12 protein-coding genes are annotated in these 13,715 nt (G+C 72.8%); 6 read left to right on the plus strand and 6 right to left on the minus strand.

Annotated elements, in window-relative coordinates; genetic code table 11:
* From ACFYNS_RS13470 to ACFYNS_RS13485, 4 genes are all read right to left on the minus strand, one after another.
* The gene (locus tag ACFYNS_RS13470) at positions 1-978 is read right to left on the minus strand and encodes an ABC transporter substrate-binding protein (protein WP_388602713.1); all 978 of its coding nucleotides are present in this window, start codon (positions 976-978) and stop codon (positions 1-3) included.
* Entirely contained in the window at positions 975-1,832 is an 858-nt protein-coding gene (locus tag ACFYNS_RS13475) for an ABC transporter ATP-binding protein (protein WP_360301966.1), read from the minus strand. The genes ACFYNS_RS13470 and ACFYNS_RS13475 overlap by 4 nt, the downstream gene beginning before the upstream one ends.
* Positions 1,833-2,126: 294 nt before the next feature.
* A complete protein-coding gene (locus tag ACFYNS_RS13480) occupies positions 2,127-3,569 on the minus strand; it encodes a carboxyl transferase domain-containing protein (protein ID WP_360301963.1) in 1,443 nt (480 codons plus the stop codon).
* A 159-nt stretch (positions 3,570-3,728) separates the two neighbouring features.
* Positions 3,729-4,826 carry an amidohydrolase family protein gene (locus ACFYNS_RS13485; protein ID WP_360301473.1) on the minus strand — a complete coding sequence of 366 codons (1,098 nt, stop codon included), beginning with the start codon at positions 4,824-4,826 and terminating at the stop codon, positions 3,729-3,731.
* Positions 4,827-5,338: 512 nt separating this feature from the next.
* Between ACFYNS_RS13485 and ectA the strand changes: the two genes are divergently transcribed.
* The 4 genes from ectA to thpD all read left to right on the plus strand — a co-directional run bounded on the left by ectA (position 5,339) and on the right by thpD (position 8,828).
* Complete coding sequence (gene ectA / locus ACFYNS_RS13490; protein ID WP_027759477.1) at positions 5,339-5,854, plus strand: diaminobutyrate acetyltransferase; 516 nt, start codon at positions 5,339-5,341, stop codon at positions 5,852-5,854.
* Positions 5,855-5,945: 91 nt separating this feature from the next.
* Positions 5,946-7,214 (plus strand): diaminobutyrate--2-oxoglutarate transaminase, encoded by a 1,269-nt coding sequence (gene ectB / locus ACFYNS_RS13495; protein ID WP_360301477.1) that lies wholly within the window; start codon positions 5,946-5,948, stop codon positions 7,212-7,214.
* A 137-nt stretch (positions 7,215-7,351) separates the two neighbouring features.
* The gene (locus tag ACFYNS_RS13500; protein ID WP_019358304.1) at positions 7,352-7,756 is read left to right on the plus strand and encodes an ectoine synthase; all 405 of its coding nucleotides are present in this window, start codon (positions 7,352-7,354) and stop codon (positions 7,754-7,756) included.
* Between the two features lie 172 nt (positions 7,757-7,928).
* Positions 7,929-8,828 carry an ectoine hydroxylase gene (thpD, locus tag ACFYNS_RS13505; RefSeq protein ID WP_360301481.1) on the plus strand — a complete coding sequence of 300 codons (900 nt, stop codon included), beginning with the start codon at positions 7,929-7,931 and terminating at the stop codon, positions 8,826-8,828.
* 135 nt (positions 8,829-8,963) lie between these two features.
* Here the strand turns inward: thpD and ACFYNS_RS13510 are convergent, their stop codons facing one another.
* Both ACFYNS_RS13510 and ACFYNS_RS13515 read right to left on the minus strand, forming a co-directional pair.
* A complete protein-coding gene (locus ACFYNS_RS13510; RefSeq protein ID WP_360301484.1) occupies positions 8,964-10,028 on the minus strand; it encodes an aminotransferase class V-fold PLP-dependent enzyme in 1,065 nt (354 codons plus the stop codon).
* 39 nt (positions 10,029-10,067) lie between these two features.
* Entirely contained in the window at positions 10,068-11,675 is a 1,608-nt protein-coding gene (locus ACFYNS_RS13515; protein WP_388602718.1) for an aldehyde dehydrogenase (NADP(+)), read from the minus strand.
* Between the two features lie 150 nt (positions 11,676-11,825).
* Between ACFYNS_RS13515 and ACFYNS_RS13520 the strand changes: the two genes are divergently transcribed.
* A complete protein-coding gene (locus ACFYNS_RS13520; protein WP_360301490.1) occupies positions 11,826-12,596 on the plus strand; it encodes an IclR family transcriptional regulator in 771 nt (256 codons plus the stop codon).
* 133 nt (positions 12,597-12,729) lie between these two features.
* Entirely contained in the window at positions 12,730-13,689 is a 960-nt protein-coding gene (locus ACFYNS_RS13525) for a hypothetical protein (protein WP_388602719.1), read from the plus strand.
* The last annotated feature ends 26 nt before the right edge of the window (positions 13,690-13,715 follow it).

The following is a 13,715-nucleotide window of genomic DNA, read 5'->3' on the forward strand; positions in this document are numbered from 1 at the left end:
CTACTCCGCCAGGGCTTCGACGACCGCGTCGACGTACTGGTTCATCGACTCGGGACCGCCGAACATCCAGATGCCGTCGGGCAGCCGGTGGACGTTGCCCTTCTTGACGAACGGCAACGACTTCCACACGGAGTCGTCGGCGAGGGCGCCGGTGAACGGCGTGCTGCTCTTGTCGCCGTCGTTGCCGATGTAGGCGAAGTGGACGTCGTCGTCGAGCTTGGTGAGACCCTCGACGTCGGTGCTGCCGAGGCCGTAGGCCTTGTCGCCCTTGACCTTCCAGTCGTTCCTCAGGCCGAGCTTCTCGTTGACGGCTCCGGTGAGCGAGCCGCTGGTGAAGGGCCTGATGGAGACCTGGTTGGAGTTGACGTAGCCGTCGGCGAAGGCGTACTCGGCGCCCTCCAGACCGGCGTCGGCGAGGGCCTTCCGGCCGTCGGCGAGGTGCGCGTCGAAGTCCTTCTTGAGCTTCTCGGCCCGCTGTGTGGTGCCGGTGGCCTCGGCGATCAGGTCGAGGTTGTCCTTCATGTGCCCGATCGGGTCGGAGGCGTCGGCGGACTGCACCTCCAGCACCGGGGCGATTCTGCGCAGCTGCTTGACGGCCTTGGGCGGCAGGTCGGTGCTGGCGACGACGAGGTCGGGCTTCAGGGCTGCGACGGTGTCCATGCTGGGCTCGCCGCGGGTGCCGATGTCCCTGGGCTCGTTCTTCAGCGGAACCGCGGTGTCCCAGGTCCGGTAGCCCTCGACGTCGGCGACGCCGACCGGGTCGACGCCGAGGGACACCAGGAGTTCGACCTCGTGCCACTCGGTTCCGACGACCCTCTTGGCGGGCGCGTCGAGTTCGACCTTCTTGCCGGAGGCGCCGGTGAGGGTGACGGGGTCGCTCTTCTTCCCGGCGTCGTCGGCCGCGGGCTCGGTGGTGCCGCAGGCGGTCAGGGTGAGTGCCGCGGCGACGGCCGCGGCCGTCAGGAGGAGGTGTCTCATGCGGTGCGGAGCCTCTCGTTTCGCGAGTGGTGCCGGCCGATCGCGCGGGTGCGCGGCCGGCCGGTGCGGGGGTCGGTGTCGACGTCGACGCGGATGCCGTAGGTGTCGGTGAGCCGCTGGGGCGTCAGCACGTCCTCGGGGAGGCCGTCGGCGACGATCCGCCCGGCGTCCAGCAGGACGATCCGGTCGGCGACGGCGGCGGCCTGGTCGAGGTCGTGCAGGACGGCGCCGACGGCGACACCGTGGTCGTCGGCCAGGTCCCGGACGAGGTCGAGGAGTTCGACCTGGTACCGCAGGTCGAGGTAGGTGGTCGGCTCGTCGAGGAGCAGCAGGCCGGTGTCCTGGGCGAGGCAGCTCGCGAGCCACACCCGTTGCAGCTGGCCTCCGGAGAGGTGCTCTGCGCCCCGTTCGGCCAGGTCCGCGAGGCCCGTCAGGGCCAGCGCGCGGTCCACGGCGGTCCGGCTGTCCGGGTCCGCCTTGCCCCAGCGGCCGCGGTACGGGTAGCGGCCGAATTCGACGACGTCCCGCACGGTCAGTCCGCTGGGGGTCGGCCGTCCCTGGGTCAGCAGCGTGACGCGGCGGGAGAACTCGCGCGGGGTCAGGGCCAGGCCGTCGGTCTCGCCGTCGAGGGTGAGCGTCGCGCTCCGGGCACGCTGCAGCCGGGCGAGGGTGCGCAGCAGCGTCGACTTCCCGCTGCCGTTCGGGCCCACCAGGACGGTCACCACGCCGGGGCGCAGCGTCAACGAGGCGTCATGGACGACGTCGACGCCGTCGTAGGCCACGGTGACGTCCGTGGCGGACAGCTCGTGACCGCGGGGGCGCCGCGCCTTCGGGGTCTCTTCACCGGCATTCACCCAGCAAAGGTTAGCCTACCCTTACCGCCCCTCGAAGTGGGGTGCACGGCATGCGCAAGACGACGGCGCGCCCGTACCGGACCGGTCGGCACCGGGCCCCTGCACCGGAAGCGGCGCCCCGGCGAGCCGTCCGGCCGCCCCCTCGGCGCGGCCGTCCACCGCGCCCCCGCCCATGGCGTCCGCCGACAGGTCGGGAACCGACCGGCCCCGCACCTGCGGCGCGGCTCGCGGGGCAGTCGCGTTCGAACGGATCCTTCCCCGCCGTCCGGCCGGTCCAATCGCAGCGGCGGGCGGCTACTCCGCCGCCTTCCGGTCTCCGCGCGCGGCGTCCGGGGGGTCACCCCACTCCGCTGCCCCGCCGGGCGCCGGGCCCGCCACACCGCGGACCACGCCCAGTTCGACGGCGTCCTGCGGGCGCAGCCGCAACTCCTCGGCGGTCCGCCGGACCTGGTCGGGGCCGCGTTTGAGGATGGCGGCGGCCGCCTCCGGGGCGATGACGGAGAAGTAGCTGTCGGGCGTGGCCCACAGATTGCCGGGCGCGGCCAGGGCGAGGGCGCCGCCCGAGCCGCCCTCGCCGATCAGGAGGGAGGTGAGGGGGACGGTGGCCTCGGCGACGGCGGCGAACACCTCGGCGATGGCGGGGCCCGCACCGGCGCGCTCGTCCTCCGGCCCGTTGGCGGCACCGGGGGTGTCGATCAGCGTCAGGACCGGGATGCGCAACCGGTCGGCCAGTCTGATCAGCCGGGCCGCGGTGCGGTAGCCGGCCGGACCGGTGGGGGTGCCGCACTGCGCCGCGTAGGCCACCGTGCGGCCCGCGCGCCGCCCGAATCCGCACAGCACTCCCGGATCGGTACCGCCGCAGCGGTCACCGCTGATCTCCTCGCGGCCGGTGAGGCAGGCGTCCAGATAGGCGGCGGCGCGGGGGCGGTCCGCCGCGCGGGCGCGTGCGACGGCCTCGGCACCGGTTGCCGGCAGCCGTCCGCCGCCGGACGGTCCGGGCAGGGCGTCCGGCACCGGGACCGGCTCGGGCCGCGCCCGGCCGCCGGACGCCGGGGTGAGCAGGGTCAGCCAGCGGGTGAGCACCCCGGGAAGCTCCGCCTCGGGCACGATCCGGTCGAGGTGCCCGGCCGCGTGCTGGGCCTCCGCGGTGTAGGCGGCGGGATCGGCTCCGCCGGGCCGTACCCGGGAGCCCGCGAACGCGGCCTGCGCTCCGGGCAGCGCGAGCACCACGTCGGCGCCCGCGGCCAGGGTGGCCCAGCCGCCGCCGGTCGTCGGGTCGCGGACGACCGCGAGTTGCGGCAGTCCGGCCGCGCGGGTCAGCGCGCTCTGCCGGGCCACCCGCTGGAGCTGGACGAGGGCCCGCATCCCCTCCTGCATCCGGCTGCCGCCGGTGGCGACCAGCGTGACGAGCGGCAGCCGCAGCTCCCGCGCCCGGGTGTGGGCCGCCTCGATCCTCTCGCCCGTGCGCTCCCCCAGGGAGCCGCCGAGGTAGCCGAACTCGAAGCAGAGCAGTACGGCGTCCCGTCCGCCGATCCGCCCGGTGCCGCACACTACCGACTCGTGCTCCCCGGTGCGCTCGTGCGCCCGCGCGCGCATCGCGTCGTACCCGGGCCAGCCCAGCGGGCCGTCGGCCGGGTACGGGTCGGGCCCGGCGCCGCCGGAGTGGCACTCACGGAAGCCGGTCGCCAGCCGGGCGAGCAGCGTACGCGCACTGGTCCTGGGTCCGGTGGGGCTCATGGGTCCAGGCTGGGGTACGCACGCCCGTCTGTCAGCGGGGCCTGCCGCGCCACCGGCCCGGTTCCGCGGTGCGCGCCCTGCGCGCACCGCCTGCATCGCGACGGCCTGCGCCCGAAGCGCCCCGCGTCCCGCACCCCGGCGGCCCGCACCGGCCCCGGGTCAGCGCATCACACGCCCCCGCAGCACCACGTGACTCGGGGCTTGCAGGACGCGGACGTCGGCGCGCGGGTCCGCCTCGTAGACGACGAAGTCGGCGGGCGCGCCCTCGGTGAGGCCGGGGCGGCCCAGCCAGTCCCGGGCGGCCCAGGTGCTCGCGGCGAGCGCGTCCAGCACCGGTATGCCCGCCGTCACCAGTTCGGCGACCTCCTGGCCGACCAGCCCGTGTGCCAGCGAGCCGCCCGCGTCGGTGCCGGTGAAGACGGGGAGACCCGCCTCCCAGGCGGCCCGTACGGTGTCGTGGCGGCGGGCGTGCAGGGAGCGCATATGGGCGGCCCAGCGGGGGAACTTCGCCTCGCCGCCCGCGGCGAGGGCCGGGAAGGTGGCGATGTTGACCAGGGTGGGCACGATGGCGACGCCGCGCTCGGCGAAGAGCGGGATGGTCTCCTCGGTCAGCCCGGTGGCGTGCTCGATGCAGTCGATCCCGGCCTCCACCAGGTCGCGCAGCGAGTCCTCGGCGAAGCAGTGCGCGGTGACCCGGGCGCCCTCCTGGTGCGCGGCCTCGATGGCCTCCTCGACGGCCCAGCGCGGCCAGCAGGGGCTCAGATCACCCTCGTCCCGGTCGATCCAGTCGCCGACGAGCTTGACCCAGCCGTCACCGCGCCGCGCCTCACGGCGCACGTACGCCGCCAGGTCGCCCGGCTCGATCTCGTGCGCGTAGTTGCGGATGTAGCGGCGGGTACGGGCGATGTGGCGGCCGGCACGGATGATGCGGGGCAGCTCGTCGCGGTCGTCGATCCAGCGGGTGTCGGAGGGCGATCCGGCGTCGCGCAGCAGCAGCGCGCCCGCCTCCCGGTCGGTGAGCGCCTGCTTCTCGCTGGTCGAGTCGTCCACCGGGCCGTGCGCGTCCAACCCGACGTGGCAGTGCGCGTCCACCAGCCCCGGGAGCACCCAGCCGGTCAGCACGTCGGGCCCGGTGCCGTCGGACGCAGCGGGCCGCCGGTAGGTGACGTGCCCGTCCACCACCCACAGCTCGTCCCGTACGTCCTCGGGCCCGACCAGCACCCGCCCCTTGATATGCAGACTCGCGCGCTCGCTCATGCCCGCACTGTACGAGTGCCGGGCGCCGCGGCGTCCAGAGCGCCCGCGGCGGAAGCGGTCCGGCGGGAGACGGGTGCGTGAACACCGGCGGAGCCGAAAGCGAAGAATCGAGCAACGGATCCGGCGAAAAGGCAGACACGTCGGGGTCTCCAGCTTTACGATGCAATCCGGGTCACTTTTCCGGTGCAGCCGTCCTTATTCTTCTGCCCGCTTTCCGCAAGCTCAAACGCTAAGATTTTGTTACCTGCGACTCGCTAATCCAGGGCCGGCGCCGATGACGTTATAGCACTGTGACGTACTCCACAGGTCGACTGCTATACACGGACACATCCGCTTAAAATCGGGCCGAACCCGGCGGGTCTGCGCGCCCGCACGCCCGTGCGCGATAACACAGACACCCCCCTCCGCGTAACCCCTCTCCCCCGTGCAGTTTCAGATTCTGCTGGGTAAATTGAATTCACATGACCGCCGCACAAGCAGACCATGCAGGTGCCCACAGAGACTTTCTCGAAATGCCGGAGGGACTGAAGCTCGACACACCCCGTGTGGACGACGGAGCCGCGATCTGGCGCATCGCCCGCGACTCGAAGACCCTCGATCTGAACTCCTCGTACAGCTACCTGCTGTGGTGCCGCGACTTCGCCGCCACCTCGGTGGTCGCCCGCGACGGCGCGGGTGAGCCGGTCGGTTTCATCACCGGCTACGTGCGCCCCCAGCAGCCGCGCACCCTCCTCGTCTGGCAGGTCGCCGTCGACGAGGCCGCCCGCGGCCGCGGACTCGCCGCCGCGATGCTGGACGGACTGACGCTCCGCGTCGCCGAGGAGCTCGGCATCGACACCGTCGAGACCACGGTCACCCCGGACAACACCCCCTCCAACCGGCTGTTCACCTCCTACGCACAGCGCCACTCGGCCGCGGTCGCCAAGGACGTGCTGTTCGACGCCGCCCTCTTCCCGGAGGACGGCCACCTGCCGGAAGTGCTGTACCGGATCGGTCCGGTCGTGTTTCCCGGCGCATCGAAGCGCTGACGTATACGGCCGCACCCCGGCGGGTAGGCACCGTCGCCGACCGCCCATAACCAGACTTTCTTCGCACACGACTCACTCCCTGGAGCAAGCTGTGACCATCACCCCGCCCGACCTCAGCGTCTTCGAAACCGTGGAGTCGGAGGTGCGCAGCTACTGCCGTGGCTGGCCGACCGTCTTCGACCGCGCGCAGGGCGCGCACATGTACGACGAGGACGGCCACACCTACCTGGACTTCTTCGCCGGAGCGGGCACCCTCAACTACGGCCACAACAACCCGGTCCTCAAACGGGCGCTGCTGGACTACCTCGAGCGCGACGGCGTGGTGCACGGGCTGGACATGTCCACCAGCGCCAAGCGCGCGTTCCTGGAGACCTTCCAGGAGCTGATCCTCAAGCCGCGCGGCATGGACCACAAGGTGATGTTCCCCGGCCCGACCGGCACCAACGCCGTGGAAGCGGCGCTGAAGCTGGCCCGCAAGGTCAAGGGCCGCGAGTCGATCGTCTCCTTCACCAACGCCTTCCACGGCATGTCGCTGGGCTCGCTCGCGGTCACCGGCAACGCGTTCAAGCGCGCGGGCGCCGGCATCCCGCTGGTGCACGGCACCCCGATGCCGTTCGACGACTACCTCAACGGCACCACCGAGGACTTCGTCTGGTTCGAGCGGCTGCTGGAGGACCAGGGTTCCGGCCTGAACAAGCCCGCCGCCGTGATCGTCGAATCGGTGCAGGGCGAGGGCGGCATCAACGTCGCCCGCGCGGAGTGGCTGCGGGCCCTGTCCGAGCTGTGCGAGCGGCACGACATGCTGCTGATCCTGGACGACATCCAGATGGGCTGCGGCCGCACCGGTGCCTTCTTCTCCTTCGAGGAGGCGGGCATCAAGCCGGACATCATCACCCTGTCGAAGTCCATCGGCGGCTACGGCATGCCGCTGGCGCTCACCCTGTTCAAGCCGGAGCTGGACATCTGGGAGCCGGGCGAGCACAACGGCACCTTCCGCGGCAACAACCCGGCCTTCGTGACCGCGACCGCCGCCCTGCAGACCTACTGGGCGGACGGCCAGATGGAGAAGCAGACGCTCTCCCGCGGCGAGCAGGTCGAGGCGCAGCTGAAGGCCATCGCCGAGGAGCACCCCGAGGAGGTGGCCGACTACCGCGGCCGCGGCCTGGTGTGGGGCCTGGAGTTCCACAACAAGAGCCGCGCCAACGCGGTGGCCAAACGCTGCTTCGACCTGGGGCTGCTCATCGAGACCTCGGGGCCGCAGAGCGAGGTCGTCAAGCTCCTGCCGTCGCTGACCGTCAGCCCTGACGAACTGGACGAGGGGCTGCGTATCCTGGCCCGGGCTGTCCGCGAGACCGCCTGACCCGCATGGTTCGGCCCGTCCCGGCTACTCGCCGGGACGGGCCTCTTCCGTAGTGGACACCGCCGGAAGAGCGCTCCGCCGGAATGGACACAGGGAGGCTCTTCCGACATGCACACAGAGAAAGGCACCATCACGCCGTGATCATTCGTTCCTTCAAAGACATCGAGAACACCGACCGACACGTCAAGGCGGCGTCAGGCACCTGGGAGAGCAAGCGCATCGTGCTCGCCAAGGAGAAGGTGGGCTTCTCCCTGCACGAGACCGTGCTCTACGCGGGCACCGAGACCTCGATGTGGTACGCCAACCACATCGAGGCCGTGCTCTGCGTCGAGGGCGAGGCGGAACTGACCAACGACGAGACCGGCGAGAAGCACTGGATCAGCCCCGGCACGATGTACCTGCTGAACGGGCACGAGAAGCACACGATGCGTCCGAAGACCGACTTCCGGTGCGTGTGCGTCTTCAACCCGCCGGTCACCGGTCGTGAGGACCACGACGAGAACGGCGTCTACCCGCTGCTCACCGAGCCCGACGAGGGCTGACTCCGGGGCAGAGCGGCGACGCGCCGCAGTACGGCGGGGCATCTGCTCCGCCGTACTGACACGCTGAGGCTCAGCCCCACCGTGCTGGGGGACCGTTCGCCGGTCCACTTCGGCCGTCCCGGCCGTTTCGCCATGTGAACAGGGCCGTACGAGAGGAGAGGAAGGCACATCCATGACCACCGCACCCGAGCGCACCGCCGACCTGTACCCGACCCGTGGAACCACCGAGGTGGCCATCCCGCGGATGGACCCCGTCGTGTGGTCCGAACCGGGTACTCCGGGGCCGATAGAGGCCGCGGAGCTGGCGGGCTTCGAGCGGGACGGGTTCCTCGCCGTCGATCAGCTCGTCGGGCCTGACGAGGTCGACGAACTGCGCGGGGAACTGGAACGGCTCACCTCGGATCCGGAGATGCGTGCCGACGAACGCTCCGTCGTGGAGCCGAAGTCGAACGAGATCCGGACCGTGTTCGAGGTGCACAAGATCAGCGAGGTCTTCGCCCGGCTGGTGCGGGACCCGCGAGTCGTGGGCAGGGCACGGCAGATCCTGGGCTCGGACGTCTACGTCCACCAGTCCCGGATCAACGTCAAGCCGGGCTTCGGCGCCACGGGATTCTACTGGCACTCCGACTTCGAGACCTGGCACGCGGAAGACGGTATGCCGCACATGCGGGCCGTGTCGGTCTCGATCGCGCTGACGGAGAACTACGACACCAACGGCGGTCTGATGATCATGCCGGGGTCACACAAGACCTTCCTCGGCTGCTCGGGCAAGACGCCGAAGGACAACTACAAGAAGTCGCTGCAGATGCAGGACGCGGGGACACCTTCCGACGAGTCCCTGACCAAGTTCGCCGAGGCGCACAGCATCAAGCTGTTCACGGGCAGCCCGGGCTCGGCGACCTGGTTCGACTGCAACTGCATGCACGGCAGCGGTGACAACATCACTCCGTACCCGCGAAGCAATGTGTTCATCGTCTTCAACAGCGTCGAGAACGAGGCAGTGGAGCCGTTCGCCGCACCCGTCCGCCGCCCCGAGTTCATCGGGGCGCGGGACTTCACTCCGGTGAAGTGACGCGGCCGGTGCCCTGATGGTGCGGGGGCGGGACCTGCGGGTCCCGCCCCCGCATCATGCGGGTACGGCCCCGTTGCGACGCCAGGCCGTACGAACAGCCGGGACGGCCGGGACCCCCGGGCAACCGGCCCCGGGTCAGCCGGCCAGCAGGTCGAGCAGCCGCTCCACATCCCCCTCGGTGTTGTGCAGATGGAAACTGGCGCGCAGATTTCCGTCCCGGGCCGCGACCGCCACCCTGGCCGCGGCCAGCTTCTCGACGGCGTGCCCGAGACCGGGTACCGCAACGATCGCCGAGTCCCCCGGCACCGGTTCGTAGCCGCCGGGCAGTTCGGCGACCCCCGCACGGAACCGGGCGGCGAGCGCCCGGTCGTGCGCGCCGATCGCCTCCGGGCCGCCCAACTCCTCGACGAGAGCGAGCGAGGGCACCGCACCGAGATACGGCAGAAAGGCGATCGACTCCGTGTACGCCCGGGCGTCCGGGGCCAGCCGGGCGATCGGGCCGTAGCAGTCGTCCCACGGCGAGGCTCCCGCCACCCAGCCCGCGTGCAGCGGCAGCAGCGCCCCGTCCTCCTGCGCCTGCGCGGAGACGACCAGGAACGACGCGCCCCGCGGGCACAGCAGCCACTTGTAGGCGTTGCACACGACGTAGTCGTACTCGTCGGCCTCGACGGGGAACCAGCCCGCGGCCTGCGTGGCGTCCAGCAGCACCCGCGCGCCGTGTGCGCGGGCGGCGGCCCGGACGGCGGGCAGGTCGGCGATCCGGCCGTCCGCCGACTGCACCGCGCTGAGGGCCACCAGCGTGGTGGAGGCGTCCACCGCCTCGGGCAGGTCCGCCAGGGGTACGGTGCGCAGCGTCACGTCGTCCCGCACCGTGAAAGGGTTGACGACGGAGCTGAAGTCGCCCTCCGGGGCCAGCACTTCCGCACCGGCGGGGAGCGAGGCGGCGACCAGTCCGGTGTGGGTGGAGACCGCGCTGCCGGCCGCGACGCGGTCCGGGGTCGTCCCGGCGATCCGCGCGAAGGCGGCCCGCGCCGCGTCGGCCGCGGCGTAGTAGGCGGCATGGTCGATCCGCCCGGCCGCCATGTCGGCGGTGGCCGTCGTGAGCGCGGCTGCGGTACGGGTGGGGAGGAGGCCCTGGGACGCGGTGTTGCAGTAGGTGGCCTCGGGCTGGAACTCGGCGGCGAGCACACATTGGTCCATCCGTCCAGTCTCCCGGGCCCGGTCGGCGGGGTCCACCGGTTACCCGGCGGCGGGCCCGCGCGCGCCCCGGTCCGCCGCCGGCTGCTCCCGTACGCCGTCGATCCGGCGGGGCAGCCCCAGCGGATTGGCGTCGTGCAGCTCGGGCGGGAGCAGCGCCTCGGGCGTGTCCTGGAAGACGACCGGCCGCAGCCAGCGCTCCAGCGCGGTGGCCCCCACCGAGGTCGAAGTCGAGGTGGTGGCGGGGTACGGCCCCCCGTGGTGCTGCGCCGGGGCGACGGCGACCCCGGTGGGCCACCCGTTCACCAGCACGCGCCCGGCCAGCGCGGTGAGCCGCGCGACCAGCCGGGCGGCACCGCCGCCGGCGGCCTCGTCGGCGGCGGCCTCGTCGGCGGCGGCCTCGTCGGCGGCGGCCTCGTCGGCGGCGAGGTGCACGGTGGCGGTGAGGCTCCCCTCGATCCGCCCGAGCACGGCCTCGGCCTCGGCCTCGCCGGCGTACCGGACTGCGACGGTCACCGGGCCGAAGCACTCCTCGAACAGCAGCTCGTGCTCCGCGCCCAGGTCGGCGGCGGCGACGGCGAACAGCCCGGGCCGCACGGTCCGCTCGTCCTCGCCGGTCCCGGCGGCGACCGGGGTCGCGACGGAGGCGAGGCGGGCCCGTCCGGCGGTGCCCGCCAGGAACGCGTCCCGCATCCGGTCGTCGAGCAGATGGCCGGGCGCGGTGGCGCGCAGCGCACCGGAGAGCGCCGCCAGCAGCCGGTCGCCGTCGGCGCCGTCGGGCACCAGCACCAGGCCGGGCTTGACGCAGAACTGACCGGTGCCCAGGGTCATGGAGCCGCCGAGCCCCTCGCCGATCTGCTCGGCGCGCTCGGCGGCCGCGGCGGGGGTGACCACGACGGGGTTGAGCGAGCCGAGTTCACCGTGGAAGGGGATCGGGCGGGGCCGGGCGGCAGCCGCGTCGAAGAGGGCACGGCCGCCCTTGACCGAGCCGGTGAACCCGGCGGCCGACACCCGGGGGTGCCGCACCAGTTCGACGCCTGCCTCGAACCCGTGCACGACGGAGACGACGTCCTCGGGGAGCCGGGTGTCGGCGGCGGCGGCGCGCAGTGCCGCCGCGCACAGCTGGGAGGTGGCGGGGTGGTCGGGGTGCGCCTTGACCACGACGGGGCAGCCGGCGGCGAGGGCGCTGGCGGTGTCGCCGCCGGGGACGGAGAAGGCCAGCGGGAAGTTGGAGGCGGCGTAGACCGCGACGACGCCGATCGGCAGCTTGTAGCGGCGCAGATCCGGGCGGGGCGGGGTGCCTGCGGGGTCGGCGCGGTCGATGATGACATCGAGGTGTCCGCCGTCCTCGACCTCGTCGGCGAAGGCCCGCAACTGTCCGGTGGTCCGGCCCAGTTCACCGGTCAGCCGGGGCAGGCCCAGGGCGCTCTCGGCGTCCGCGGCGGCGATGATCCGCTCACCGTCGGCCTCCAGGCGCTGCGCCGCGGCGCGCAGGAAGGCCGCCCGGGCGACCCGGTCGGCCAGCGCCGGGAGCGCCAGGTGCGCGGCTTCCACGGCCGCGTCCACGTCGGCCGCCGTGGCCTCGTCGGCGACCCGTTCGCGCTGCTTTCCGGTACGGGGGTCGACGCTCCACACTGGTGCTGCTGCCACCGGGGTCCTCCTGGTCTGGCGGATCGGCTCCCCCGCAGGCGCCCGGCAGATGTCCGGGCCCCGCAGAGCGTGTTCGGTATGCTGAACGACATCCCTGTGGATGAATTCCTTTCGGACTGTAGAGCTGCGCGAACAGAGGGGTCAAGGTCGATGCCGGGTACCGAGGCGGGGAGCTCGCAGGTCAAGTCGGCCGTACGGACGGTGGAACTGCTGGAGTTCTTCGCGGAGCGGCCGGGGATGCACACCCTCGCCGCCGTCCAGGCCGCGGTCGGCTACCCCAAGTCGAGCCTCTACATGCTGCTGCGCACCCTGGCCGACCTCGGCTGGGTCGAGACGGACGCCGCCGGTACCCGGTACGGCATCGGGGTGCGGGCGCTGCTGGTGGGGACGTCGTACATCGACGGCGACGAGGCGGTGGCCGCGGCCAAGCCCGCGCTCGACCACCTCCTGGCCGACACCACCGAGACCGTCCACCTGGCCCGGCTGGACGGCACCGACGTCGTCCACCTCGCCGTCCGGCAGTCCCCGCACCATCTGCGCCCGGTCGCCCGCGCCGGCCGCCGGCTGCCCGCGCACTCGACCGCGCTGGGCAAGGCGCTGCTGGCGACGCACTCGGACGAACAGGTGCGCGCCATGCTCCCGGAGACGCTGGAGCGGCTCACCGAGCACACCCGCACCAACCGCGCACAACTGCTGGAGGAGCTGCGGCTGGTGCGCGAACAGGGGTACGCGCTGGACCGCGAGGAGAACACGCTGGGGCTGCGCTGCTACGGCGTCGCCATCCCCTACCGCACCCCGGCCCGGGACGCCATCAGCTGCTCGGTGCCGGTGGCCCGGCTGACGCCCGAGCACGAACGGACGGTCAAGCACGCGCTGTTCGACGCCCGCGACCGGCTGGTGCACGCCACCCGCACCCTCTGACGGGCCCCGGCCGGGAGGCTCCCCCGGCCCTCCGGTCTCCCCCTCCGCGACGAGCCGGGTCCGCCGCGCGGGGGAGCCGGTCCGCCGCCCGGACGGATGCCCGGCCGCCGCCGTACCCGGAATCGTGACGGCCATGACGCACGTCAGACCCGTTCTCGCCACCGTCGCGGTGGCCGCCTGCCTGCCCTATCTGACACTGAAGCTGAACTGGCTGTCGGGCGGCCGCACCGGCATCCCGGAAGGCAGCCCGCTGTACGACAGCGGCACCGCCATGTGGCTCCTCAACGCGCTGACCGTCGCCATGGACGGCACCGTCGTCCTGCTGGTGCTCGCGCTCACCAGGCCCTGGGGACGGCGGCTCCCCGTCCCCGTGCTGACCCTGCCCCTGTGGATCGCCTGCGGACTGCTGGGCCCGATCGTGGTGGCCTTCCCGGTCAAGGCGCTGTCCGGACTGCTGGGCGGCGGCACCGGAGGAGGCGGTGACACCGGTGGGGCCGACACGGTGCTGGAGAGCTGGGTGTGGACTGTCGTCTACTCCGGCTTCGTGGTCCAGGCGCTCGCCCTGGGAGCGCTCTTCGCCTGCTACGTGCGCGACCGCTGGGGAACGCTGCTGCGCTCCCCGCTGCACCGGCACGCGCGCGGCCGGCGGTCCGGCGGCGCGCGGAGCACTTACGGGTTCGCGGCGGCGGTGACGGTGGCGCTGCCCGACCTGGTGGCACACGCGGCGCGGCTGGCCGACGAGCACGCCGACAACCGCGTCACCGAAGCGACGTTCCTGCTCTGCACGGTGACGGGACTCGCGGCGGTGGCGAGGCTGCTGCGGGCGGGCGGCGCGGACCGCCCCGGCGGGGCCGTGGTGTGGCCGACCCTGGCCGCGGCCTGGCTCGGCTCCGCGGTACCGGCCTGCTGGGGCGGCTGGCTGCTGCTGGGCGCTCTCTCGGGCGGCGGCCGGACACTGGGACAGCAGGCGAACGGCACGGACCTGCTCACCTATGCTTGCCAGACACTCGCCGGGCTGCTCCTGGCCGCACTGGCAGCCCGGCAGCTACACCACCGCGCGCACCTGCCGACAGCCGGCGCCGCGGCGAGTTGAGCGGTGCCGGGCTGAAGCCGGTGGGG

Origin of the sequence: Streptomyces sp. NPDC006925 (assembly GCF_042869575.1) — a bacterium.
Taxonomy (GTDB): domain Bacteria; phylum Actinomycetota; class Actinomycetes; order Streptomycetales; family Streptomycetaceae; genus Streptomyces.

Bases quoted from the DNA above. Each gene is read 5' to 3' on its own strand.
- ectA (WP_027759477.1), top strand. From the start codon at position 5,339: ATGCCGGAGGGACTGAAGCTCGACACACCCCGTGTGGACGACGGAGCC.
- ACFYNS_RS13485 (WP_360301473.1), bottom strand. From the start codon at position 4,826: ATGAGCGAGCGCGCGAGTCTGCATATCAAGGGGCGGGTGCTGGTCGGG.
- ACFYNS_RS13525 (WP_388602719.1), top strand. From the start codon at position 12,730: ATGACGCACGTCAGACCCGTTCTCGCCACCGTCGCGGTGGCCGCCTGC.
- thpD (WP_360301481.1), top strand. From the start codon at position 7,929: ATGACCACCGCACCCGAGCGCACCGCCGACCTGTACCCGACCCGTGGA.
- ACFYNS_RS13470 (WP_388602713.1), bottom strand. From the start codon at position 978: ATGAGACACCTCCTCCTGACGGCCGCGGCCGTCGCCGCGGCACTCACC.
- ACFYNS_RS13520 (WP_360301490.1), top strand. From the start codon at position 11,826: ATGCCGGGTACCGAGGCGGGGAGCTCGCAGGTCAAGTCGGCCGTACGG.
- ACFYNS_RS13480 (WP_360301963.1), bottom strand. From the start codon at position 3,569: ATGAGCCCCACCGGACCCAGGACCAGTGCGCGTACGCTGCTCGCCCGG.
- ACFYNS_RS13510 (WP_360301484.1), bottom strand. From the start codon at position 10,028: ATGGACCAATGTGTGCTCGCCGCCGAGTTCCAGCCCGAGGCCACCTAC.